The organism is Blastochloris viridis (genome assembly GCF_001402875.1).
Taxonomy (GTDB): Bacteria; Pseudomonadota; Alphaproteobacteria; order Rhizobiales; family Xanthobacteraceae; genus Blastochloris; species Blastochloris viridis.
Genome location: NZ_CP012946.1, coordinates 3547254 through 3570935, shown reverse-complemented (window position 1 = coordinate 3570935; position 23682 = coordinate 3547254). Strand labels below are relative to the sequence as shown.

General features: G+C 69.1%; 18 protein-coding genes, 1 tRNA gene, 1 pseudogene and 1 riboswitch. Of the genes and pseudogenes, 11 read left to right on the top strand and 9 right to left on the bottom strand.

Translation table 11 applies throughout. The features are described from left to right. The first annotated feature begins 88 nt into the window (after positions 1-88). Positions 89-165 (top strand) — tRNA-Arg (locus BVIR_RS15465). 325 nt (positions 166-490) lie between these two features. Here the strand turns inward: BVIR_RS15465 and BVIR_RS15460 are convergent. The 3 genes from BVIR_RS15460 to BVIR_RS15450 are packed head-to-tail and all read right to left on the bottom strand — an operon-like array spanning position 491 to position 2167. Further along, entirely contained in the window at positions 491-1564 is a 1074-nt protein-coding gene (locus BVIR_RS15460) for a hypothetical protein (protein WP_197604376.1), read from the bottom strand. A gap of 10 nt (positions 1565-1574) precedes the next feature. Then, positions 1575-1814, bottom strand: a complete 240-nt coding sequence (locus BVIR_RS15455) for a DUF2249 domain-containing protein (protein ID WP_055038440.1) — start codon at positions 1812-1814, stop codon at positions 1575-1577. Positions 1815-1819: 5 nt separating this feature from the next. Continuing rightward, entirely contained in the window at positions 1820-2167 is a 348-nt protein-coding gene (locus BVIR_RS15450; protein ID WP_055038957.1) for a metal-sulfur cluster assembly factor, read from the bottom strand. A gap of 180 nt (positions 2168-2347) precedes the next feature. On the opposite strand from BVIR_RS15450, the gene BVIR_RS15445 reads away from it, so the two are divergent. After that, complete coding sequence (locus BVIR_RS15445) at positions 2348-2557, top strand: DUF1858 domain-containing protein (protein WP_055038439.1); 210 nt, start codon at positions 2348-2350, stop codon at positions 2555-2557. Between the two features lie 18 nt (positions 2558-2575). Here BVIR_RS15445 and BVIR_RS15440 read toward each other — a convergent pair whose 3' ends face one another. Further along, complete coding sequence (locus tag BVIR_RS15440; RefSeq protein WP_055038956.1) at positions 2576-3271, bottom strand: Crp/Fnr family transcriptional regulator; 696 nt, start codon at positions 3269-3271, stop codon at positions 2576-2578. 369 nt (positions 3272-3640) lie between these two features. Beyond that, positions 3641-5188, bottom strand: a complete 1548-nt coding sequence (gene crtD / locus BVIR_RS15435; protein WP_055038438.1) for a 1-hydroxycarotenoid 3,4-desaturase CrtD — start codon at positions 5186-5188, stop codon at positions 3641-3643. A gap of 601 nt (positions 5189-5789) precedes the next feature. Next, a riboswitch (guanidine-I (ykkC/yxkD leader) is annotated at positions 5790-5893 on the top strand. Between the two features lie 117 nt (positions 5894-6010). Here crtD and BVIR_RS15430 point away from each other — a divergent pair. From BVIR_RS15430 to BVIR_RS15395, 8 genes are all read left to right on the top strand, one after another. Continuing rightward, positions 6011-7081 (top strand): putative urea ABC transporter substrate-binding protein, encoded by a 1071-nt coding sequence (locus tag BVIR_RS15430; RefSeq protein ID WP_055038437.1) that lies wholly within the window; start codon positions 6011-6013, stop codon positions 7079-7081. 112 nt (positions 7082-7193) lie between these two features. Then, positions 7194-8015, top strand: coding sequence for an ABC transporter permease (locus tag BVIR_RS15425; protein ID WP_055038436.1), 822 nt, complete (start codon positions 7194-7196; stop codon positions 8013-8015). Then, positions 8012-8887 (top strand): ABC transporter ATP-binding protein, encoded by an 876-nt coding sequence (locus BVIR_RS15420; RefSeq protein ID WP_082417238.1) that lies wholly within the window; start codon positions 8012-8014, stop codon positions 8885-8887. Before BVIR_RS15425 ends, BVIR_RS15420 begins: the two co-directional genes overlap by 4 nt. Further along, positions 8868-9584 carry an urea amidolyase associated protein UAAP1 gene (locus BVIR_RS15415; RefSeq protein WP_055038435.1) on the top strand — a complete coding sequence of 239 codons (717 nt, stop codon included), beginning with the start codon at positions 8868-8870 and terminating at the stop codon, positions 9582-9584. The genes BVIR_RS15420 and BVIR_RS15415 overlap by 20 nt, the downstream gene beginning before the upstream one ends. A gap of 13 nt (positions 9585-9597) precedes the next feature. Then, positions 9598-10245 carry an urea amidolyase associated protein UAAP2 gene (locus BVIR_RS15410; protein WP_055038434.1) on the top strand — a complete coding sequence of 216 codons (648 nt, stop codon included), beginning with the start codon at positions 9598-9600 and terminating at the stop codon, positions 10243-10245. A 3-nt stretch (positions 10246-10248) separates the two neighbouring features. Then, positions 10249-13857 carry an urea carboxylase gene (uca, locus tag BVIR_RS15405; RefSeq protein WP_055038433.1) on the top strand — a complete coding sequence of 1203 codons (3609 nt, stop codon included), beginning with the start codon at positions 10249-10251 and terminating at the stop codon, positions 13855-13857. Then, positions 13857-15641, top strand: a complete 1785-nt coding sequence (atzF, locus tag BVIR_RS15400; RefSeq protein ID WP_055038432.1) for an allophanate hydrolase — start codon at positions 13857-13859, stop codon at positions 15639-15641. The genes uca and atzF overlap by 1 nt, the downstream gene beginning before the upstream one ends. A gap of 88 nt (positions 15642-15729) precedes the next feature. After that, positions 15730-16047: a DMT family transporter gene (locus BVIR_RS15395; RefSeq protein WP_055038431.1), complete on the top strand. Its 318-nt coding sequence runs from the start codon at positions 15730-15732 to the stop codon at positions 16045-16047. Between the two features lie 45 nt (positions 16048-16092). Here the strand turns inward: BVIR_RS15395 and BVIR_RS15390 are convergent, their stop codons facing one another. From BVIR_RS15390 to BVIR_RS15375, 4 genes and pseudogenes are all read right to left on the bottom strand, one after another. Next, positions 16093-16998 (bottom strand): transglutaminase family protein, encoded by a 906-nt coding sequence (locus BVIR_RS15390; protein WP_055038430.1) that lies wholly within the window; start codon positions 16996-16998, stop codon positions 16093-16095. Beyond that, positions 16995-19406: a circularly permuted type 2 ATP-grasp protein gene (locus tag BVIR_RS15385; RefSeq protein WP_082417421.1), complete on the bottom strand. Its 2412-nt coding sequence runs from the start codon at positions 19404-19406 to the stop codon at positions 16995-16997. The genes BVIR_RS15390 and BVIR_RS15385 overlap by 4 nt, the downstream gene beginning before the upstream one ends. 128 nt (positions 19407-19534) lie before the next feature. Further along, positions 19535-20434: pseudogene (locus BVIR_RS15380) on the bottom strand (transglutaminase family protein); the annotation flags it as partial. Positions 20435-20600: 166 nt separating this feature from the next. Continuing rightward, entirely contained in the window at positions 20601-20993 is a 393-nt protein-coding gene (locus tag BVIR_RS15375; RefSeq protein WP_055038427.1) for a NifB/NifX family molybdenum-iron cluster-binding protein, read from the bottom strand. 664 nt (positions 20994-21657) lie between these two features. On the opposite strand from BVIR_RS15375, the gene BVIR_RS15370 reads away from it, so the two are divergent. Next, the gene (locus tag BVIR_RS15370) at positions 21658-23661 is read left to right on the top strand and encodes a methyl-accepting chemotaxis protein (protein ID WP_145911932.1); all 2004 of its coding nucleotides are present in this window, start codon (positions 21658-21660) and stop codon (positions 23659-23661) included. The last annotated feature ends 21 nt before the right edge of the window (positions 23662-23682 follow it).

Genomic DNA, 23682 nt, shown 5'->3' with positions numbered 1-23682 from the left:
TGCCCACTGCACGGCGTGTGCCGAACGCCGTGTTCGGACCGGTGGCGTTGATACGGCCGGGGGCATCCGTTATGGTGCGTCCGCATCGGCACCCGTAGCTCAGCTGGATAGAGCGTTGCCCTCCGAAGGCAAAGGTCACAGGTTCGAATCCTGTCGGGTGCGCCATTAAAATCAATCACTTAGCGAAATTTCACCGTTTCAGATTTAGGGATTGAAACGGTTTTCGCCCCCGCCAACGGGCGCCGTGAGGCTCGGTCTCCACCACGTCTGCCAAACCATGGCTCGGAGAAGAGAGCGAGGGCGCGACGGAAGGCGGGCTCGCTCCATGCTGCACAAGGACGGGATCGAGTGCCATTTGGGCACTTGTGGGCGGCGGTTGGAAGCGTCGGCACGGCACAGACGATCGGCGGCGCGGTCCACCGATAAGAGCCGTCATGCCCAGCGCGAACAGACCGGCAAGACGCAGTTGGAATACGCGCTTCGGCTTGCATCAAGCGCGTTTGGCAGCTGCCGTGCGGGCCAGCGTTGCCACGAAACCGACCAGCGCGACAACGGTCAGCGGCCCGCTCCAGGCACGGCCGTCGGACCACGCCAGCAGGTCGCTGGCGATGCGCAGCAGAACCGAGGCGTGCAGCACGGCGAGCGGTGCGTAGAGGAGCGGCCGATAGGCCAGGCGCACCCGCGCCACCGCCGGCAGGATGATCAAGGCGTGGCCGAACACCATCGAGAGAACGAAGCCGACCAGCACGGCGTGCAGCACGGCGTCATAGCCGAAGGTGGCGGTGGCCGGCGGCGCGGCGAGCAGGAGCACGCCGGCAATACCGAGCCACGCATAGCCGGCGGCCATGCAAACCGCCATGAAGCGGGTCTGGCCGGACCTCCGCAACGTGATGCGCACCACGTCGTGGCGCACCAGCCAAGCGGTCATCGCGACCAAGGCAAGGCCGATCATCGCGGCGCCGCCGCGGTCCAATATGCCGTACGCCGCGCCGGCCAAGAGCAGCACAACGGCAGCGCCGAACAGAACCACACTGCCGCTCTTCGGCGCGGTCAGCCGGCTGAGTTCGAGCCGCTCGCCGGCAATGGTCAGGATCAGGAAGGCGAGCCACCAGCCGGTGACGTCCGGCACGCTGTGGCCGCCAAGCCACAGCAGGTTGCCGACCAGCCAGGACAGCGCGCCGAGCGATAGCGTCGCCATGAACAGCGCCGGCTGCCGCGTGGTGATGAACAGCGTTGCCGCCGAAAGCACCGCGGCGGCGAGCACATAGGCGAGCGCGCCCACCGCAGGCGGCAAGCCGGCCAAAAGGCACAAGCTGCCGAGCGCCGCCAGCGCGGGCGCTGCATATGCCGCGTCGCGCCCGAGCGCCACCGCGCGCTCCAGGCTGATCACCGTGCCGAACAGCCCGCACACCAGCAGCGGGCCGTGCAGGTCGGCAACACTGCCGCCATGCGGCAGCGCCCAGCCGGACCGCCACAGCCCGCCGTAAAGCCCGGTGAGCATCGCCAGCGCGCCGAGCCCGAGCAGCACGATGCGAAACGGGATCCGGCCCGCTGCGCCGGTCACGCCAGCCGTCTCACGCGGTGCGCTCGATGCGGACGCGCCAGACATCGGGGCCATCCTCCAGGTAAGTCCAGGCGAACTGATCGGGGTGCGACAGATCGAGATAGCCGCGCAGCGGCTGGGGGTCGTGGTCGTTGACAACGGTCAGCACCGCGCCGGGCGCCAACTCCTGCAGGGTGCGCACGAGGGTGTTGCGGCAGGTGCCCGGCGGCAGGGTACGGACATCGATGGTTGCGGACGTCGCGGTGGTCATCAGGCTCAGTTCCTCGGTGGGCGGCCCAACAGCGTCAGGCCGTGATCGGTGATGCGGTCCGGGCTCCAGGCCGGCTCCCACACCAGAGCGACAGTGACGGGGGCGTCCATGAAGCGCCGGCGCAGCGCCGAGCGGGCGTCCTCGACGATCATGTCTCCGAGCGGGCACGCCTGGGCGGTGAGGGTGAGGTCGACCTCGATGCCGGCGGTGGTGCGGGCGGCGCGGTAGACCAGGCCGAGATCGACCACGCTGAGCCCGATCTCCGGGTCGATGACGGCACAAAGGCAGTCGAGAACCTCGGGATCGAGCGCAGCGGGCGGGGGATACGGTGCGGGGGAAGGCGGCTGAGACACGGCGGACCTCGCTGAAGAGGTCGCCACCATGACGAAGCGGGATGCGCCGCTCTTTGTCGGGGCGCAAACTCGGCGACGATTGCGCCGCCCGGCCGCACCGGGGTTGTCCGGGGACAACGAGCGATCAAGGCCGGCGGCCCAAAACCACCGCGGATCAATACGCTTCGCCGTGGAGGACCGATGGACGTTCAACCCTGGCACGCCGTGGCCGCCGTGATGGACCGCGCGCCGGCAACGATCCGGGTGTTCCTGGATCACCGCATGCACTGCGTCGGATGTCCGATCGCCCGCTTCCACAGTGTCGAGGAGGCCTGCCGCGAGCATGGGCTCGCGCTGGCGCGGATCCTCGCTGCGTTCGATGCCGCCGCTCGCGTCGACGAGCCTTCGTGACGAATCCTGACGCGCCGCTCAGCCGGTTCCCTCGGCCAGCAGCATCAACTGGTGGGGCTGGCGCAGCGTGATCTTCTGGCGGGCGCTTTCGACCAGGCCGCGCGCCTCCCAGGCGCTGAGGATACGGCTCACGGTGTGGAGCGTGGTGCCCGTCATCTCGGCGACGTCCTGCCGGGAGATTGGAAAATCGATCGTCACCCCGGTCTCGACCTTGCGACCGGCCTGCTGGGCGAGGCGCAGCAGCGCGTGCGCGATGCGGCGCTCGACCTCCAGCGTCGCCATTTCGACGACGCGGGTGTGCATGTCCTGCAGCCGCGCGCCGACCGTCTGCAGCGTGTTGTTGGCAAGTTCGGGATGCGCCGCCGCCAGCCGCGGCCAGGCCGCAGACGGCCATTGCAAAGCGATGCTGTCCGCCACCGCCACCGCCGTGCCGGGATAGACGGTGCGGCCGATCGCCATGGCGACGCCGAACACCTCGCCGGGCACAACGAAGCGCACCACCACCTGTTGGCCGTCCGGTGTGAGCTTGAACACCCGCAAATGCCCGTGCAGCAGCACGAAGAACGCTCGGGCCTCGGCGTCCTGGTGGAACACCGTCACACCCTTGGGATAGCGGACCGACTGGGCCTCGCTCAGCAGCGCGTCGAGTTCCTCGGGCTTGAGGCCGGAGAACAGCGGGAGGTTGGCGATCAACGTCCGGTCAAGGCTCGCCATCATTGGCTCCGGTCAACCGACCTTCCGTCAAATAGATTCCTGAGTGCGCATGATGCTCCGCCAATTTCAGGAGGCGGTATGTTGTCCGGCTACAGTTAGCCGATTTGGCTCGGCGTTGGCAGGTGGTGGACCGCCGCTCATATTCGCGGATTTCCGGGTGGCCGCTTGGCGAACCTTCTTGCCAAACGCCACATGCTGACGCGCGGTCATCATGTGGCGATGCCTTGCGCCAAATGTGTGCGGGTGAGTCGGTCGGCCTGTCCGCGACGGCGACGCGAACGTTGTTTACGGCGAGGGCTGCCCGGTTTTTGGTCCAAGCTTCGGGCAGTCATTGGACGGCGTCCTCCGGCACCTCCCGGCCCTCGGCGCTCATGCGCTGGTGATGTCTGCAATGAGGCAGGCCGCCGCCATGCGGCCTGACAGGGTCGCCATCGGCACGCCCGCGCCGGGGTGGGTTGAGCCCCCCGCCAGATAAAGGCCGGGCAGCGTGGTTCGTACGCTGGGACGCTGGAACGGCGCCCGCCAGCCATGCGTCGCTTGGCCATAAAGCGCTCCGCCGGTTGCCGGAAACCTGCGATGAAAGTCGGCTGGCGTCGACACGACCATCTCTTCGGTGTGCCATTTCACCATCAGGCCACACGAGCCAAGGAGCGAAAACGTGCGCTTCGCGTAGTCTTCAATCTCGGCCGGTGTAAGCGTCTGCTCGTCGCCGCGTGCCACCACATTGAGCTGGTGGAACAGCCGTTCTCGCGGGAGCGCTTGGCCGCCCGGCGTGCGGTGATCCTGATCGGGTCGGCCTGCGCCGGTGAGGCCATCGTCGTTCCGATCCTGCGCGCATAGATAGACGGTCGGCTCACGGGGCAGCCGGCCGGCGACAATGTTGGCAAATTCGGCGCGATAGTCGCGCGAAAAGAAGAAATTGTGGCGGATCAGCGGGAAACCGTCAGATTCCGCGAGCATCGAAAAGGTGATCGCCGAGAAGGATCGCTTGGCCACCGGCCGGCGCGGCACCACCCGCGCCGGCTTCGGGCCAAACAGGCCTGAGGCAACCGCCGCAACATCGCCATTGACGATGACCGCGGCCGCCGGCACCACCTCGCCGCTGGCGAGCACGACGCCGGCCACCCGGCCGCCCTCGACCAGCAGCCGATCGACATGTGCGCCAAAGCGGAATGTGGCGCCCCGCGCGCTGGCCAGCGCCGCCAGCGCCTGGGCGATGCGGCGCATGCCACCGTCAACCAGCCACACCCCCTGCTGCTCGACATGGGCGATCAGCATCAGGGTTGCCGGCGCGGCGAACGGCGTCGAGCCGCAATAGGTCGCGTAGCGGCCGAACATCTGGCGCAGGCGCGTGTCGCGGAAACGGCGGTCGAGCTCACGCCACAGCGTGGTGAAGGGCTTGATCCGCAGCCCTTCGAGGCCGTGGCGGCGGATCAATGCCAGCGAGCTTGGGTGAACCGCCCGGATGAAGGGCTGCTCGACCAATCGGTAGATCGCCCGCGCTTCGGCGCGGAAGCGCTCGAACGCCCGCGCCTCCGCGGCCCCGGCGAAATCGCCGATCGCCTCTGCTGTGCGCGCGGGATCGGCAAACAGATCGAGCCGCGCGCCCCCCGGCCAGGCGTGGCGGGCCAGGATCTCCACCGGCTGCATCGGGATGTGGGCGGCCAGATCCTCGCCGACCGCGGCGAACAACTCCTCGAACACCCAGCGCATGGTGAACACGGTCGGCCCGACGTCGAAGGCCACCCCTCCGACCGAGGCCGGCTTGAGCTTGCCACCTGGCTCGCTGTCACGCTCGATCGCAATCACCTCGAAACCGCTTGCCGCCAGTTCCAGCGCCGCTGCGAGGCCACCTGCGCCGGTGCCGACGATTACGATGCGTTTGCGTAGGCCGCCAGAGTGTCTCAGGAGGTTCATCGAGCCAGTCCATGGGCTGCGCCACTGCCGCGCGGTCGACCGCGCTGCCCCACTCCGAAGCGAGGCTCGCTCAACCGGCATGCACTCGGTCCAGCAACACCCGGATTGGCATTGCCAATGCGCACTCCACGGCCATACTTGTTAGAGTGCTCCGAAGATTTCCTTTTTTGATAATCTATCCGAGAGATCCTTTCAACGCATGCTTTATGACGCTCTGAAATCTCTGCATATTCTTGGTGCCGTGGTTCTGCTCGGTCGCGTCACTATCACCGCATTCTGGAAAGCATTTGCGGACCGGTCCAGCGATCCGCGGCAAGCCGGTGCGGACGACCGTGCCCGCTCACCACGTCAACCGGGTCTTCGGCGCTCCGGCACCGGGCCGGCTCTGGGCCCTGGACGTCACCTAACGTCAGAACGTGGTCCAACCGGGCCCGGCTCCGCGTCTTTGGATGGCGGCGGACCGAAGCGTGACCGCTACCGGCGGCGACCTGCCTAAAATGTGCGCACCCTGCCCGGAAACTGCCCGCGGCGGCGGCGCCGCGCCGGGTGCAGCCCGATACGGGCAGGGTTTTTTTCTGGCACGAAATCTGCTCTAACGACGTCATAACGCATCTAGGGTTCCGGCCGCTGCCGCGGCGCTGGTCCGAGAGATGCACTCCCGCCCCGCAAGGGGCGGAGCCACGGCGGGATAAAAGCCCGGGAGATCCACCGCGAGAAGCTTCGGATTCTCAAGGCGAGGTCTCTGCCCGTGCACCCGCTCGATGGGCCTCCCGATTCGGATCTCCTCGCGAACGATGCGTGAGATCCAATCGCGAGGGTTCAATGACCGTCTCATTCAAGCGACTTTGCGGCCTCGTCCTGGGGCTGGCCGCTGCGACCGCCATCGCCTGTTCGCCCGCGGCCGCCGCCGAAAAGACCAGCTTCAAGATCGCCTGGTCGATCTATGCCGGCTGGATGCCGTGGGGCTACGCCGCCGATACCGGCCTGATGAAGAAATGGGCCGACAAGTTCGGCATCAATGTCGAGATCGTGCAGATCAACGACTACGTCGAGTCCATCAACCAGTACACCGCCGGCGGCTTCGACGGCTGCGTCATGACCAACATGGACGCGCTGACCATTCCCGCCGCCGGTGGCGTCGACTCCACCGCGCTCATCGTCGGCGACTTCTCCAACGGCAATGACGGCATCGTGCTGAAGACCGGCAAGAGCGTCGCCGACCTCAAGGGCGAGAAGATCAACCTGGTCGAGCTGTCGGTGTCGCACTACCTGCTGGCGCGCGCGCTCGACAGCGTGAAGCTGACGGAGAAGGACGTCGCCGTCGTCAACACCTCCGACGCCGACATCGTCTCGGTGTTCACCTCCTCGTCCGACTCCACCGCGGTGGTGACCTGGAACCCGCAGCTCGCCGAGGTCGCCGCGGTCAAGGGCGCGACAAAGGTGTTCGACTCCTCGAACATCCCCGGCGAGATCATCGACCTCATGGTCGTCAACACCGCAACGCTGAAGGACAACCCCGCGCTCGGCAAGGCGCTGGTCGGCGCCTGGTACGAGATGATGGAGAAGATGGCGGCCGGCGACGAGGCGATGCTGACCCATATGGCGAAGGCCTCGGGCACCGATCTGGCCGGCTACAAGGCCCAGCTCGCCACCACCCGCATGTTCTTCAAGCCCGCCGAGGCGGCCGAGTTCGTCACCTCGCCGCAGTTGGCGAAGACCATGGAGCTGGTGCGCAGCTTCTCGTTCGAGCACGGCCTGCTCGGCGAGGGCGCCAAGACCAAGGATGCGGTCGGCATCGCCGTCCCCAGCGGCGAGTTCCTCGGCGACAAGGCGAACGTCAAGCTGCGCTTCGACGCCGACGCCATGAAGCTCGCCGCCGACGGCAAGCTCTGACCCGCGGCGCAAACCGCGGCGCCGGTGTTGCGAAACCACCATCCTCGCTCGGACGCCAAGGTCCGACGACGATGCCGTCGCAAACACGCTCTGCTTCAGGAGAGCTCACGACATGGGCCTTCGCATCATCAACCGGCGCCCCGGCCGGGGCAGCGCACTGTTCTGGGGCGCGCTGCCCTTCCTCGCCGTGCTGGCGTTGTACCTGGTGTTTTCGACCCTCCGGCTGGCCGAGAACCCCAACGACAAGCTGCTGCCGGCGCTTTCCACCATCGCCGACACCGTCGGCCGTCTCGCCTTCAGCTTTGATCAGCGCACCGGGCAGATCCTGCTGTGGGCGGACAGCGCCGCGAGCCTCAGCCGCCTCGGCTACGGCCTCGCGGTGTCCGCCGCCATCGGCCTCGTCGTCGGCATCGGCAGCGGCCTGGTGCCCTTCATCCGGGCCGGGCTGGCGCCGTCCATCGCCGTGGTCTCGCTGATCCCGCCGATGGCGCTGCTGCCGATCCTGTTCATCTCGTTCGGCCTCGGCGAGCTGTCGAAAGTGGTGCTGATCGTCGTCGGCGTCGCGCCGTTCCTGGTCCGCGACCTCGCCATGCGGGTCGAGGCAATTCCGGCCGAGCTGATCATCAAGGCGCAGACGCTCGGCGCCTCGACCTGGCAGATCGTCACCCGCCTGGTGCTGCCGACCATGCTGCCGAAGTTGATCGACGCGCTGCGGCTGTCGCTCGGGCCGGCATGGCTGTTCCTGATCTCGGCGGAGGCGATCGCCGCGCAGGACGGGTTGGGCTACCGCATCTTCCTGGTGCGGCGTTATCTCGCCATGGACGTCATCCTGCCCTACGTCGCCTGGATCACGCTGCTGGCCTTCCTGATGGACTGGGGCTTGCGCACGCTGAACCGGCGCATCTCGCCCTGGCTGACGCGGGGGGCGGCATGAGCACCGTGCGGGTACGCGATGTGTGGATGCAGTACGGCGACCAGGTGGTGCTGGAGCGCATCAATCTCGACATTCCGTCCGGCGAGTTCTGCGCGCTGGTCGGGCCGTCGGGCTGCGGCAAGACCACCTTCCTCCGCCTGCTGCTGGCGATGGAGCAGCCCTCGCGCGGCGCCATCACCGTCGACGGCAAGCCGTTGCCGCGCGAGCCGCGGCCCGACCGCGGCGTGGTGTTCCAGCGCTATTCGGTGTTCCCCCATCTCACCGTGGAGGGGAACGTGGTGCTGGGCCTCGAATTCGCCCGCGCGCCGCTGACCGGGCGGCTGTTCGGCGCCAGCAAGCGCCGGGCGCTGGAGGAGGTCGCCGACGTCATCGACCGCGTCGGGCTCGGCGCGGCGCGGGCGAAATATCCAGGCGAGCTGTCCGGCGGCATGCAGCAGCGGCTCTCGATCGCCCAGGCGCTGGTGCGCAAGCCGCGCATCCTCTTGATGGACGAGCCGTTCGGCGCGCTCGATCCCGGCACCAAGAACCAGATGTACGCGCTGGTGCGCGAGCTGTGGCGGGCCGAGCGCATGACCGTGTTCATGGTCACCCACGACCTGAAGGAAGGCTTCTCGCTGGCAACGCGGGTGCTGGCCTTCGACAAGGTGCGGCACGACCCGCAGGCGCCGGAAGCCTATGGTGCCACGGTGAAATTCGACCTCCCGCTCGACGACAAGGCCGAACGCGCCGAGATCGTCGGAAAACTGCCCGCCCTCGCAGCGTCGGTCGACGAAGAGGGCGCCACCCGGGGACGACCCTGGGCCAGGCTCTTCGATTTTGCCGGGACGACCCGGCGCAAGCGGAGAGATTCGCATGACCGAACTTCTGTATGAGGACGTGCTGCCCGGCGGCAGCCACTGGTCCTTCACCGTCCGGCGCGGCACCGTTCTGCGCCTGATCGACCGTGACGGCGGCGCCAATGTCGGGATGCTGTTCTACAATCCCGCCAACCTGTTGGAGCGCTACAACGCGCCCGACACGCTGAAATGCCAGCACACCTTCAAGCTCACGAGCGGCAACTGCCTCTACTCCGACATGGGCCGGGTGTTCTGCTCGATCATCGCCGATAGCGTCGGCTGGCACGACACCGTGTGCGGCAACACCACCCGCGCCATGGTGGCGGCGCGCTGGGGCACCAAGACCTATCAGGCCTGCCGCAACGACTGGCAGTTGAACGGCCACGACAGCTTTCTGGTCGAGGGCGGCAAATACGGTCTGGGCCGCCGCGACCTCGCCGCCAACGTCAACTGGTTCTCGAAGGTGGCGGTCGCCGACGACGGCGCCATGACGTTCGACGCCGCCAACTCGAACGCCGGCGATCACGTCGATCTCCGCTTCGAGATGGACACCCTGGTGCTGCTGCACACCTGCCCGCACCCGCTGAACCCTGCGGCAGCCTACCCGCGCGCGGCGGTGCGCTATCAGTTCCGCCGTGCCCAGCCGATGACGGACGACGACGTCTGCCTCAATGCCTGCCCGGAAAACCGCCGGGGCCTTGAGAACAACCGTCTTTACCACCTGTTCGGCTGAGAGGGCCCGCAACATGCTGAAGGAAAGCACGCTGGCCGTCGCCGCCGCGCTCCATCGCGCCGTCGTTCCCGCCGGCGACTACTGGCTGCACGAGGTCAAGACCGGCCAGACGTTCCGCATCGTCGACGTCGACGGCAACCAGGCCGCCGACACGCTGTTCTACAACGCCGGAGATCCGTTCGAGCGCTATTCGGCGACCGACACCATCCGCGCCCAGGCCAATGTCTATCTCGGCGTCGGCTCCAAGCTGCTGTCGACCGACGGCAACGTGATGGCGACCATCACCGCCGATACAGTCGGCCGCCACGACACGCTGGGCGGCGCCTGCGCCACGGAATCCAACACCGTGCGCTACGCGCTCGAAAAGAAGACCATGCACGCCTGCCGCGATTCCTACCTGCTGGCGCTGGCCGAACATGACCACTTCGGCCTGACCAAGCGCGACATCGGCCACAACATCAACTTCTTCATGAATGTGCCGATCACCGAAGATGGCGGCCTCACCTTCGCCGACGGTGTGTCGGGGCCGGGCAAGTACGTCGAGATGGTGGCGGCGATGGACCTGCTGGTGCTGATCTCCAACTGCCCCCAGCTCAACAATCCCTGCAACGCCTACAATCCGACGCCGATCGAACTGCTGATCTGGGGCGAGGGAGCCTGACGCATGTTTGCCAAGGTTCTGATCGCCAATCGCGGCGCCATCGCCTGCCGCGTCATCCGCACGCTGCGGCGCATGGGCATTGCCTCCGTCGCGGTCTATTCGGAAGCCGACCGCCATTCACTGCACGTCGCGGCGGCCGACGAGGCGGTGTGCATCGGCCCCGCGCCCGCCGCGCAGAGCTATCTGCGGGCGGACGTCATACTCGAAGCCGCATTGCGCACCAAGGCGCAGGCGATCCACCCCGGCTACGGCTTCCTGTCGGAGAATCCCGAGTTCGCCGAGGCCTGCGCCGCGCTCGGCATCGCCTTCATCGGCCCGCGGCCCGAGCACATGCGGGCGTTTGGCCTCAAGCACACCGCGCGCCAGCTCGCCCAGGCGGCGGGCGTGCCGCTGGCGCCGGGCTCCGATCTTCTCGCCGACGTCGATCACGCCAAGGCCGAGGCCGGCCGCATCGGCTACCCGGTGATGCTGAAGAGCACCGCCGGCGGCGGCGGCATCGGCCTCACGCTGTGCCGCAGCGAGGACGAGCTCGAACCGCTGTTCGAGCGCGTCCAGCGCCTCGCCCGCAACAACTTCAACAATGCCGGGCTGTTTGTCGAAAAGTTCGTCGAGCGCGGCCGCCACATCGAGGTGCAGATCTTCGGCGACGGCCAGGGCGAGGTGGTGGCGCTCGGCGAGCGCGACTGCTCGGCCCAGCGCCGCAATCAGAAGGTCATCGAAGAAACCCCGGCGCCGGGCATCGGCGATGAGCTGCGCCGCGCGCTGTTCGACACCGCCGAACGGCTCGGCCGCACGGTGAACTATGCCAATGCCGGCACGGTGGAGTTTCTCTACGACACTGACAGCGGCGCGTTCCACTTCCTCGAAGTCAACACCCGGCTCCAGGTCGAGCACGGCGTCACCGAGCAGGCGACCGGCATCGACCTCGTCGAGTGGATGATCCGCCAGGCCGCCGGCGAGCCGCTGCCGCTCGGCGCGGTACCGCCCGCGCGCGGCGCCGCGATCCAGGTCCGGCTCTACGCCGAGGATCCGGCGCGCGAGTTCCGGCCGTCGTCCGGACTGCTCACCCACCTGCGCTGGCCGGACGGCGCCCGCATCGAAACCTGGGTCGAGCCCGGCATCGAGGTGTCGCCCTACTACGACCCGATGATCGCCAAGATCATCGTCACCGGATCCGACCGTGACGACGCGGTTGAAAGGCTCGGCGCCGCGCTGGCGGCGACCGAGGTGGGCGGCATCGAGACCAATCTCGATTATCTGCGCGCGGTGGTGGCGGGCGATGAGTTCGCCGGCGGCCACATCACGACGCGCTCGCTCGCGGCGTTTGCGTTCCGGCCGCGAACGATCGAGGTGATCGCCGCCGGCACCCAGACCACGGTGCAGGACTATCCCGGCCGCGTCGGCTATTGGGACGTCGGCGTGCCGCCGTCCGGGCCGATGGACCATCTGTCGTTCCGCCTCGCCAACCGTGCCGTCGGCAACGACGCCGGCGCGGCCGCGCTCGAGATCACCATGTCCGGGCCGACGCTGCGGTTCAACGCGCCCGCGCTGATCTGCCTTGCCGGCGCCGACATGGATGCGCAGCTCGACGGCGTGGCGCTGCCATTGCTGCGCCCGGTCGAGGTCGGCGCCGGGCAGGTGCTGCGGCTCGGCGCCGCCACCGGCGCCGGCTGCCGGGCCTATCTCGCCGTGCGCGGCGGCCTCGACGTGCCGGATTATCTCGGCGCGAAGGCCACCTTCACGCTCGGCGGGTTCGGCGGCCCGGCCGGCCGGGCGCTGACGGCCGGCGACGTGCTGCATCTTGGCGATGCGAGCGAGACCGCGCCCTGCGCGGTGCCGGCGTCGCTGGTGCCGCCGCTCACCCGCGACTGGGACATCGGCGTGCTGTACGGCCCGCACGGCGCGCCGGACTTCTTCACCGAGGACGACATCGCGACGTTGTTCGCCGCGTCGTGGGAGGTTCACTACAACTCCAGCCGCACCGGCGTGCGCCTGATCGGCCCGCGGCCGACCTGGGCGCGCAGCGACGGCGGCGAGGCCGGCCTGCACCCCAGCAATATCCACGACAACGCCTATGCCATCGGCACCATCGACTTCACTGGCGACATGCCGGTGATCCTGGGGCCCGACGGGCCGAGCCTCGGCGGCTTCGTTTGCCCGGCCACCATCGTCAAGGCCGAGCTGTGGAAGATCGGCCAGCTCCGGCCGGGCGACCGCGTGCGCTTTTGCCGCCTGACGCCGGCCGAGGCCGCGGCGCTGGAGGCGAGGCAGGAGGCCGAGATCGCCAGCTTCGCGCCGGTGCCGTTCGATCCGCTTTGGCTCGCGGCCGATTGCGGGCCGGACGACGCCGTCGTCGGCGAGATCGCGGCGGCGGACGAGCGCCCGCGTGTGGTCTACCGCCGCGCCGGCGACAAATATCTGCTGGTCGAATACGGCCCGCTGGTGCTCGATCTCGAGCTGAGGTTCCGTGTCCACGCGCTGATGACGGCACTCCAGGCGGTGTCGCCGGCCGGCATCGTCGAGATGACGCCGGGCATCCGCTCGCTGCAGATCCATTACGACAGCCGCGCGCTGCCGCTGCCCCAACTGCTCGAGATCCTGCGCCGCACCGAGGCGTCGCTGCCCGCCACCTGCGACATCGAGGTGCCGACCCGCATCGTTCACCTGCCGCTGTCGTGGGACGATGAGGCGACCCAGCTCGCCATTCGCAAATACATGCAGTCGGTGCGGGCGGACGCGCCGTGGTGTCCGAGCAATATCGAGTTCATTCGCCGCATCAACGGCCTTGCCAGCATCGACGACGTCAAGCGCATCGTGTTCGAGGCGAGCTATCTGGTACTCGGCCTCGGCGACGTCTATCTCGGCGCGCCGGTGGCGACGCCGATCGACCCGCGCCACCGCCTCGTCACCACCAAGTACAATCCGGCGCGCACCTGGACGCCGGAGAACGCGGTCGGGATCGGCGGCGCCTATCTGTGCGTCTACGGCATGGAGGGACCGGGCGGCTATCAGTTCGTCGGCCGCACCTGCCAGATGTGGAACAGCTTCAAGGCGACCGACGCCTTCGAGCCCGGCAAGCCGTGGCTGCTGCGCTTCTTCGACCAGATCCGCTTCGTCGAGGTCAGCGCGGCGGAGCTGCTCGCCTTCCGCGCCGATTTCCCGCGCGGCAAGGCACGGCTCAAGATCGAGCACGGCACCTTCCGCCTCGCCGATTATCGCCGCTTCCTGGCCGACAACCGCGACGGGATCGACGCCGTCAAGCGGCGCCAGCAGCAGGCGTTCGACCAGGAGCGCGTCCGCTGGGAGGCCGCGGGACAGAGCGGCTATGACGCCGAACTGCCGGATATCGTCGATGACGGCGGCGACGATCCGCTGCCGCCCGGCGGCGTTCCGGCGGCATCGCCGGTGCCCGGCAGCGTGTGGAAGATCGCGGTGACGCCCGGCCAGAGCGTCGAGGCCGGCGACATCTTGGTGGTGGTGGAGAGCATGAAGATGGAAATCACCGTGGCGGCGCCGATTTCCGGCGTGGTGGCGGAGCTGCGGTGCGCGGAGGCGCGGGCGGTGGCGCTGGGCCAGACCCTGGCCGTGGTGGTGCCGGCGGAGGCGCGCTGATGCTGTCGCTCGACATCGCCTTTCTGAAGCACGGCTATGAAACCGGCACGCTCAAGCCTGAAGCCGTGCTCGATATGGTCTATGACCGCATTGCCGCGCGCGGCGAGCGGCCGGTGTGGATCACGCTGGTGCCGAAAGCGGCGGCGCTGGCGCAGCTTGCCGCGGCGCCGCGCGGCCCGCTGTGGGGCATTCCGTTTGCGGTGAAGGACAATATCGACGCCGCCGGTTTGCCGACCACCGCGGCCTGCCCCGCCTTCGCCTATACCCCTCGGCGGTCGGCCGGCGTGGTGGAGCGGCTGCAGGCCGCCGGCGCGATCCTGATCGGCAAGACCAACATGGACCAGTTCGCCACCGGGCTGGTCGGCACCCGCAGCCCGTACGGCATCTGCGCGTCGGTGTTCAGTGCCGACCACATTTCCGGCGGCTCGTCGTCCGGCTCGGGCGTCGCGGTCGGCGCCGGGCTGGTCGCGTTCGCGCTCGGCACCGACACCGCCGGCTCGGGCCGGGTGCCGGCGGCGTTCAACAACGTGGTGGGGCTGAAGCCGACCCGCGGCCTTATCAGCACGCGCGGCGTGGTGCCGGCCTGCCGCAGTCTCGATTGCGTCTCGGTGTTCGCCGGCACGGTGGCCGACGCGCTCGCGGTGTTGGAGGCCGCCGCCAGCTATGACGCAGAGGATGCGTTCTCGCGCCGGCCGCAGCCGGCCGCGCCGCTGCCCGAGCGCGTCCGCTTCGGCGTGCCGGCGGCGCTCGAATTCTTCGGCGACGATGCCGCCGCCGCGTTGTTCAAGGCCAGCGTCGAACGGCTCACGGCACTGGGCGGCGAGGCGGTCGTGTTCGACTTTCAGCCGTTCCGCGACGCCGCCTCGCTGCTCTATGCCGGGCCGTGGGTGGCCGAGCGGCTCGCCGCGATCGGCGATTTCGCGCGGCAGCAGCCCGAGGCGGTGAACGAGGTGGTGCGCGACATCATTCTCGGCGGCGGTGGCCATTCCGCCGTCGATGCGTTCAAGGCGCAATACCGGCTCGCCGAGCTCGTCCGCGCCGCCGAGGCCGAATGGGCGAAGATGGACGTCATGGTGCTGCCCACCGCACCCACGATCTATCGCATCGACGAGGTGCTGGCCGACCCGGTGCGGCTCAACAGCAATCTCGGCACCTACACCAATTTCGTCAATCTGATGGATCTGGCCGCCATCGCCATCCCGGCCGGCTTCCGGCCGGACGGCCTGCCGTTCGGGGTGACGCTGGTCGCGCGGGCGTTTCAGGACGGCGCGCTGGCGGTGCTGGCCGACGCCCTCCACCGCGCGCTGCCCGGCGCCTGCATCGGCGCGAGCGATGTTGCGCTCGCCGCGACGCCGCCTGCGCGCATCCAGACCTCCGCCGATTGCGTCCGGCTCGCCGTGGTCGGCGCGCACCTCACCGGCCAGCCGCTGCACGGCCAGCTCACCCAGCGCAACGCGCGCCTCGTTTCAACCACCCGCACCGCGCCCGGCTACAGCCTTTATGCATTGAAGGGCACCCAGCCGGCCAAGCCCGGCCTGGTGTGCGACGGCGCGGGAGCCGGCGGCATCGAGGTCGAGGTCTACGAGATGGACTTGGCCGGCTTTGGCAGCTTCGTCGCGCTGGTGCCGTCGCCGCTCTGCATCGGCACGGTGACGCTGGCCGACGGCAGCGAGGTCAAGGGCTTCCTGTGCGAGGGCCGGGCGACGGCGGACGCGCTCGACATCACCGGCTTTGGCGGCTGGCGGAGCTGGCTGGCCTCGCGGCCGGGCGAGCGACCGCTTTAGAGAATTCTCCGCAACAGCAGGTCGCGGTCGTGCGGACGAGAACTGATGAAATCAAATCCGGTCGGGGCGATGGGGTAAAGGAGGCGTCATGGCTTGGCTCGCGCTGTTTCTCGCCGGCCTGCTCGAAATCGTCTTTGCGTTTTCGATGAAGCTGTCGGAGGGGTTCACCCGGCCCGGTCCGACCGCGATCACGGTGGTGAGCCTGATCGGCAGCCTGATGCTGCTGTCGGTGGCGATGAAGGCGCTGCCGCTCGGCACCGCCTACGCGGTGTGGACCGGGATCGGCGCGGCCGGCGCCTTCGCCGTCGGCATCGTGTTCCTCGGCGAGCCGATGACGGCGCTGCGGATGCTGGCGGCCGCGCTCATCGTGTCCGGCATCGTGCTGATGAAGCTGGCGGCGGAATAGCGCGGTCGATCCGGGGTTTCGGTCTCGTTGTCGGCGGATGTCGTCTCAGCCGTTGACGCGCCCGAACGGGTCGGCCGCCACCGGCACCACGTCGACGGCGACGGTAAGCGCGTGGTCGCCGGTGGCGACGATGACGCCATCGACCGGCGCGGCATCGGCATAGTCGCGCCCCACCGCCAGCACGATGTGGTCGAGCCCGGCCAGCATGGCGTTGGTGGGGTCGAGCCCGACCCAGCCGACCGCCGGGCCGCACCACAGCGACACCCAGGCGTGGGTGGCGTCGGCGCCCTCCAGCCGCGGCTGGCCCGGCGGCGGCGTGGTGCGCAGAAAGCCGCTGACATAGCCGGCGGCAAGGCCGAGCCCGCGCAGGCCAGCGATCATGATCTCGCTGAAGTCCTGGCACACCCCGCGCCGCAGCGCGAACGCGGTCGCGGCCGGCGTGGTGACGTCGGTGGCGCCGGGCGCGTAGGCGAAATCGGCCTTGATCCGGCACGCCAGCTCCAGTCCGGCCGCCACGATCGGCCGACCGCGCGGGAAACTCTCGGCGGCATAAGCGGTGATCTTTGGCACCATCGGCACCCGCCGGCTGGCGAACAGATGGTGGGCGGGGGCGTGCGGCGTGAGGTCGGCCGAGGCCCAGGCGAGCTCGCGCACCGTCTCCCACGGCAACGTCGCCTCCGGCGCCGGGATCGCCGGCGGCGCGACGGCGATGCGCGCATGGGTGCGCAGCACCAGGGCGTCGTGACGGGTGTGCAGCGCAATGCGGGTGAGGCCGTTGCCGAAGAAGTCGCGCATGTCGGCGCGCTCGGCCGGCGCCGGCACCACATTGAGCACCGTCGACAGCACCCGCTGACCGGGCCGGTCGACCGGCGTCAGCCGCAGCAGGTGGCTGGCGGTGGCGACCGGTGCCGCATAGCGATAGGTCGTCACCTGCCGCACGTCGTAGATCATGACGACGGGTCTGCCTGGTCGCGATGGGTGAACCAGCGATCGGAAATCGCGTCCGACAGCGCCATCAGCGCCTGTTCGGCCCGAACCATGTCGAGGTCGCCGATGTGGGCGGCGTCGAGCGCGGTGACGTCGGCGGCAAGCCGCAGCAGCCGCCGCTCGGGCGGCGAGGCGGTCTCCTGCACCAGCCGCGCGGTGAGCACCGCCATGTGCTCGCGCATGTGCTCGATCTGGAACATCACCGAGCGCGGGTTGGAGGGGTCGAGCACCACGGTGTCGAGCACCGGCGCGCGCGCCGCCACCATCACGTAGCGCATGCGGTAGGTGATCTGGCTGTCGGCCAGATCGAGCAGAACGTCGAGCGCCTCCTCCGGCGCGGTGGCGAGGCCGAACTGGCGCGCGAAACGACAGGTGACGAGGGCGCGCTCGATGCGCCGCCCCAGCTCCAGGAAGCGCCAGCCGGTGAGCTGGTTCATGTTCTCCTGGGCGAGGCCGGCGAACGAGGCGGTCAGGCGCAGCGCCTGGTTGATGCGCGCCAGCACGGTGGCGCCGGTGCCGTCGCTCGCGACCGTTCGCGCCAGCAGGAACTCAAGGTCGGTCAGCGTCCGCCAGGCGTCGGGCGAAAAGCGATCGCGGATGACCGAGGCCGCCCGCCGTGCCGTCGACGCCTGCGTCAGGATCGAGCCCACGGTGTCGTGGTGATTCAGCGCCCGCGCCGCAAGGCGGATCGGGTCCATCGCGCCCGGCGGGGTATCGACCACCTTCCACACCCGCAGCAGGTCCTCGATCAGCCGGGTGGTGGCGGCACCGCGGCGCTCGCGCTCGGCGGCGCGGGCGGTGAGCAGCCGGGTCAGGCGCAGCGTTGCCTCGGCGCGCTCGATGTAGCGGCCGAGCCAGAACAGATTGTCGGCGACCCGGCTCGGCAGCGGCCCGACATTGCGCCGGATCGGCACGTGGCCCGGCGCCGGCAGCAACGACACCGGGGCCACCGCCACCTCGGACGGAACCCAGACGTCGGCGGCGCGGCCGCCGCGCTGCATCGACACCGCGCGGGCGTCGCCGTGGTCGGCGATGCGGCACAGCCCGCCCGGCATCACCGTCCAGCCGTCCTTGGTGCGGGCGAGATAGACCCTGAGCACGAACGGCCGCGGCTCCAGCCGGCCGTCACACCACACCGGCGTGGTGGAGAGCTTGGCCGCCTCGTGGGCGACGAGGTCGACGCCGCGCTGGCGGATCATGTCGACCAGGGCGGCGCGGTCCTTGGCGTCGAGGTCGGCGGCGACCACCGGCCCGTTGTGCAGCGGCGGCGGCAGCGGGTATTCGAACGCCGGCGCGATGACGAAGGCGCTGAGGTCGGCGATCACCGCCTCGCGCTCCAGCGGCTGGCCGCACCACCAGGTGGCGACGTTCGGGATCTTGAGCGAGGCGCCGGTGAGATGGCGCGCCAGCGCCGGCACGAAGCTGAGCAGCGCGCGGGTCTCCAGCACGCCCGAGCCCAGCGCGTTGGCGAGCGTAACGTTGCCGGCGCGCACCGCCTGCACCAGGCCCGGCACGCCGAGCCGCGAGGCCGGGTTGAGCTCCAGCGGGTCGGCCCAGTCGGAATCGAGCCGGCGCCACAGCACGTCGGTGCGCTCCAGCCCCTCGATGGTGCGGATGTGGACGGCATCGCCGCGCACGGTGAGGTCGGCGCCCTCGACCAGCACGAAACCGAGATAGCGGGCGAGGTAGGCGTGTTCGAAATAGGTCTCGTTGAGCGGGCCGGGCGAGAGCAGGCACACCCGGCCGTCCGGATTGCGGCACAGCGCGGTCAGGTCGGCGCGCAGCGACTGGAAGAAGCCGGCGAGGCGCATCACCTGCAGGCGCTCGAACAGCTCCGGCAGCGCCCGCCCCATGGTGATGCGGTTTTCCAGCGCGTAGCCGGCACCGGATGGCGCCTGGGTGCGGTCGTCCAGCACCCACCAGCGGCCGTCCGGGCCGCGGCCGATGTCGGCGGCATAGACCGACAGGCCGGCGCCCTCGCCCGGCGCGGTGCCGGCCGGCAGGGCGCCGACCAAGGGGCGCAGGAACTCGCGGCTGCCCGTCACCACCGCGGCCGGCAGCCTGCCCTCGGCCACCAGCCGGGCCGGGCCGTAGATGTCGGCGAGCAGTTTCTCCAACAGGCTGGCGCGCTGGGTGAGGCCCGACACCAGCGTGCGCCATTCCGCCGGGTCGATCACCAGCGGCAGGTGCGACAGCGGCCACGGCCGCTCGACCCCGGCGGCGTCATCATAGAGCCGGTAGAACACGCCGGAGTCGGCGAGGTAGCGGTCGGCGGTCTGGAAGCGGCGGCCGAGCTCGGCCGGCCCCAGCGCGGCAAGGCCGTCGAGCACCGGCCGCCAGTGCTCGCGCACGGCGCCGCCGTCGTCGATCATCTCGTCGCGCACGCCGGGCAGCGGCCGATAGCCCTCGATCAGCGCCGCGCGGTCGCGGTCGGCGTCGGACGATACCCGGCTGCTGGACGCGCTGTTCACGGCGTTGGCCGCCTGAGGTCGAGGGTGGTGGGAAACCGGACGCCCGGCGTCTCGTCGACGCGGGTGACCTTCATGTCGAAGCCGAACGACGCCTCGGCGGGACCGACGGTGCCGGAGATCGGCGCGGCCGAGCGGTAGTGCGGCGTCGCACACAACGGAATATGGCCCTCGCCGCACAGCAGGCCGGAGGTGGGGTCGAGCCCGATCCAGCCGGCGCCGGGCAGAAAGACCTCGGCCCAGGCGTGGAGCGCGGCGAAGTCGTGATCGGTGCCGGACGGGCCGTCGAGCGATTGCAGGTCCGGCCGGAGCTGAACGAGGTAACCCGACACGAAGCGGGCGGCGAGGCCGAGCCGGCGCAGCAGCTGAACCAGCAGCCAGGCGGTGTCGCGGCAGGAGCCGGCTGTGAGCTCCAGCGTCTGGTCGGGCGTCTGCACGCCCGGCTCCATCCGGATGACGTAGCCAATGTCGCGTTGCAGGCGGGCGTTGAGGTCGACCACGAAATCGACGGTGTTGATCGGCCCGTTCGCCACCTCGGCGAGATAGGCCTCGAAGGTGTGGCCGTCCGCCTCGCATTCGAGATAGGGCGCCAGATCGCGCGCGGTCTCGGCCGGATAGGCGAACGGGAAGCGATCGGCCCACGGCTCGACAAAGAAGTCGAACGGGTTGACCGTCGACAGCTCGACGAGGAGATCGACGGTGATCGCGAACTCGGTGGTCATGTCCGGGAAGACGAAGCGCGCCACCCAGTTGCCGAACGGATCCTGCTGCCAGTTCACGAAATGGCGCTCGGGCACCACCTTCAGCGAATAGGACGGGATACGGGTGCGGCAGAGCGGCGCCGGTCTCAACCGGATCAACTGCGGGCCGAGGGAAACGGGACGGTCGTAAACGTAATGGGTGACGTGATGAAGTGCCGCGAGGATCGCCATCCGGTGAGGGTAAAGGTCAAGTCCCTGCGCGGTCAAAGCTTTGTTGCGGGCGTCGGCGCATTGGCGGTGCAGGATGTCGTTGCGACTGCACTGGGTCGCCCGATTGCGGGGATACGCCGCGATTGCGCCGGCGCGAGCGGGCGCCCTGCGATCGGTCGAAAACCGATCAGTGGCGCGAGAACAGGTCGCGCAGCCGGCACAGGCTGGTGGTGATGTCGAACCGCGGATCGGCAAGCGCCTCGCCGGCGATCAACCGCGACAGCGCGGTGGCCGGATCGGTCTCGCCGGTCAGCAGCACCTCGGCGCCGCGCTTTTTCATGTGACGGACGAAGCCGTCGCCGGCGCTGCCCGCGACGATGATGCCGACGCCATCCAGCGGATGCGGCGCGCCGTCCTCAAGGAAGTGGAACATCTGCTCTTTCGCCAATTCGACCCGCCGCGGCTCCGGCAACGGGGCGCCAGGGCGATGGTCCGACAGGTCGAACAGCAGCCAGCACCGCGCCTGCCCGGCATGGCCGCTGACGGCGTTCCAGTCTTTGGTGGCGACGGCGATCTTCATGGCATGGTTTCCGCGACCGATGGCGTCACGCGGGCGGGCGCCTGTCAAGAGGCCAGGCCCGAAACGGTCCCGCGGGTGGCCGCACCCGGGGACCTGCGGGCATCGCACCGCGTCACCGGGCGGGGGCGATGGCGGCGGCGTTTCATACGGTTTCCGGACGATCCCGTCGTAGCCCCGGAAACAACCTCGCCAAAAAGGCCCTGGATCGAACCGGGATTTTTCCGCGGCCGGACGACGAAACGCCGACCTGATCGGCCGGACGTCGTCTCACGCTCGGTAGATTCCAGACAAACCCGCGCTTGTTCAACTCGCGGTCGCGCCAACCGAAACAATCGCCACACATTGAAATCGTGAACTCGAAGTCGCGCGAATATTTCGCGCAGGACTACGTTGCATTCGATTTGTCTTGAGGGGTAATTGTCACATTTTGCCAAATTGCGGTCTCGCTGGCGCCACTATGACAGTTATGTCACGAGTTAATCTATATAGATTCGAATGAATCTATTGTCAGATTCGGGCGGCCAGAGCGCGTTAACCGGCTATTAACCACGTTACCGGAAAGTTTTACTGCCCACCAAAAGTGATTGTGCGTAACCGGAGCGGGTGCTCCGGCCGATCCAGCGGGCTTCGCCGAAGTCCGCATCCGCAAAGGAGCGCACCGGAAATGCAACTTAAAATCGGTCAAAAACTTGCCGTCAGCGCCGCCCTCGGCATGGCGCTGGTGGTTTCGCTCATCGTCCTGTCGCGCGTTGCGCTGGAGGATATCGACGAGACGACCGACACGCTCGATCGCGCCGGCCACGTCGTCACCAAGCTGGTCGACGTCAAGCTGGCGCTGCGGGATACTCGCGCCCTGTTCTACCAAGCCATTTCCACTCCCTCCGCCAACGCGATCAACGACGCCATCGCTGCGGCCGACCGAATCGGCGCGCCGCTGTCGGAGCAGATCGCGCAGCTCGCGGCGCAAGCCGCCCTCGCCGCCAACCGCGAACGGCTGGCCCGCGCCAAGCCGCTGGTGGAGTCCTATCTCGCCGGCTGGCGCGAGGGCGTCGTCGCCCGCCGCGACATGATCGAAGCGCGCGCCAGACTGATCGCGCTGGTCGCCAGCTGGCGCAGCGAATTCGCCCGGCTTGAGGCCGTCGCCGCCCGGCTCGGACCGGACGCCGCGGCGGCGGCGGCGCGCGTCGACGGTCACGTCGCCGATGCCCGTGCCGGGATCTGGCGGTTCTTCGCCACCGAGGACGCCGAGCTGAAAAGCCAGGTCGACCGCGGCATCGACGCCGCCGTGCATGACCTGCGCGCGCTGGAGGCCAAGGATGCGCCGCAGATCGCGGCCGCCGCCGCCACGCTGGCCAAATTGGCCGAGCAGCACCGCGCCCTGTTTGAAACCAGCCGAGCCGCCATCGCCAAGCAGGCCACCACCATCGCCACCATCGCGCCGATGCGGGTGGAGGTCACGCGGCTGGTCGACGAGTCGCTCGAGGCCGCGAGCAAGCTGGAGGCCAAGCTCAACGCCGACGTTCACAGCGCGGTCGCCGGCGCGGCGCGCAGCGGCCTCGCCATCGGCGCGCTGACGGCGCTGGTGATGGCCGGCGCAGCGGTGTTTGGCTTCGCCGGCGTCGGCCGGCCGATTCGCCGCATCGCCGGCGTGCTCGATCAGCTCGCGGAGGGAGACAAGACCGTCGACATCCCCTTCACCACTCGCGGCGACGAGGTCGGCGACACCGCCCGCGCCGCCCAGGTGTTCAAGGACAATCTGATCCGGATGGACCAGATGACCGCCGAACAGCGCGAGGCGGAGGCGCGGGCGGAGGCCGAAAAGAGGGCGGCGATGCACCAGCTCGCGGTGTCGTTCGAGGGCGCGGTCGGCGGCATCATCGAGGCGGTGTCGAGCGCGGCGAGCCAGCTGCAGGGCGCGGCGCAGACCATGTCGGCCGCCGCCGACCAGACCAACCGGCAATCCACCGCGGTCGCCTCAGCCTCGGAGGAAGCATCCTCCAACGTCCAGACCGTGGCATCCGCAGCCGAGGAGCTGTCGGCGTCGGTGTCGGAGATCGGCCGGCGGGTCAACGAATCCGCCCGCATCGCCGCCGAAGCGGCCAAGGACGCCGACGAAACGGCGAGCAAAGTCGGCCGGCTATCGCAGGCGGCGCAGAAGATCGGCGATATCGTCGGGCTGATCTCGACCATCGCCGGCCAAACCAACCTTCTCGCCCTCAACGCCACCATCGAGGCGGCACGGGCGGGCGATGCCGGCCGCGGCTTCGCGGTGGTGGCCTCGGAGGTGAAAAGCTTGGCCGACCAGACCGCCAAGGCGACGGCGGAAATCTCGGCGCAGATCGAGGAAATCCAGTCTTCGACCGCCGATTCCGCCCACGCCATCGGCCAGATCACCGAGATCATTCGCCGGATGAACGAGATCGCCACCACCATCGCCTCCGCGGTGGAGGAACAGGGTGCGGCGACGACGGAAATCGCCCGAAACGTGCAGCAGGCCTCGGCCGGCACCGCCGAGGTGTCGAGCAACATCGTCGGGGTGACGCGGGCGGCGGCCGATTCCTCGGCGGCCTCCACCCAGGTGCTGGCGGCGGCCGGCGACCTCGCCATCCAGTCCGGCGTGCTCAAGGCCGAAGTCGGCAAATTCCTGGCGACCGTGCGGGTGTCGTGATCACGATGCCGCCACCGGCAG

Coding starts and splice junctions, on each gene's coding strand:
- BVIR_RS15440 (WP_055038956.1), bottom strand. CDS start 3,271: ATGGCGAGCCTTGACCGGACGTTGATCGCCAACCTCCCGCTGTTCTCC.
- crtD (WP_055038438.1), bottom strand. CDS start 5,188: ATGAACCTCCTGAGACACTCTGGCGGCCTACGCAAACGCATCGTAATC.
- BVIR_RS15390 (WP_055038430.1), bottom strand. CDS start 16,998: ATGATCTACGACGTGCGGCAGGTGACGACCTATCGCTATGCGGCACCG.
- BVIR_RS15410 (WP_055038434.1), top strand. CDS start 9,598: ATGCTGAAGGAAAGCACGCTGGCCGTCGCCGCCGCGCTCCATCGCGCC.
- BVIR_RS15455 (WP_055038440.1), bottom strand. CDS start 1,814: ATGACCACCGCGACGTCCGCAACCATCGATGTCCGTACCCTGCCGCCG.
- atzF (WP_055038432.1), top strand. CDS start 13,857: ATGCTGTCGCTCGACATCGCCTTTCTGAAGCACGGCTATGAAACCGGC.
- BVIR_RS15385 (WP_082417421.1), bottom strand. CDS start 19,406: ATGATCGACGACGGCGGCGCCGTGCGCGAGCACTGGCGGCCGGTGCTC.
- BVIR_RS15430 (WP_055038437.1), top strand. CDS start 6,011: ATGACCGTCTCATTCAAGCGACTTTGCGGCCTCGTCCTGGGGCTGGCC.
- BVIR_RS15445 (WP_055038439.1), top strand. CDS start 2,348: ATGGACGTTCAACCCTGGCACGCCGTGGCCGCCGTGATGGACCGCGCG.
- BVIR_RS15425 (WP_055038436.1), top strand. CDS start 7,194: ATGGGCCTTCGCATCATCAACCGGCGCCCCGGCCGGGGCAGCGCACTG.
- uca (WP_055038433.1), top strand. CDS start 10,249: ATGTTTGCCAAGGTTCTGATCGCCAATCGCGGCGCCATCGCCTGCCGC.
- BVIR_RS15415 (WP_055038435.1), top strand. CDS start 8,868: ATGACCGAACTTCTGTATGAGGACGTGCTGCCCGGCGGCAGCCACTGG.
- BVIR_RS15395 (WP_055038431.1), top strand. CDS start 15,730: ATGGCTTGGCTCGCGCTGTTTCTCGCCGGCCTGCTCGAAATCGTCTTT.
- BVIR_RS15420 (WP_082417238.1), top strand. CDS start 8,012: ATGAGCACCGTGCGGGTACGCGATGTGTGGATGCAGTACGGCGACCAG.
- BVIR_RS15375 (WP_055038427.1), bottom strand. CDS start 20,993: ATGAAGATCGCCGTCGCCACCAAAGACTGGAACGCCGTCAGCGGCCAT.
- BVIR_RS15370 (WP_145911932.1), top strand. CDS start 21,658: ATGCAACTTAAAATCGGTCAAAAACTTGCCGTCAGCGCCGCCCTCGGC.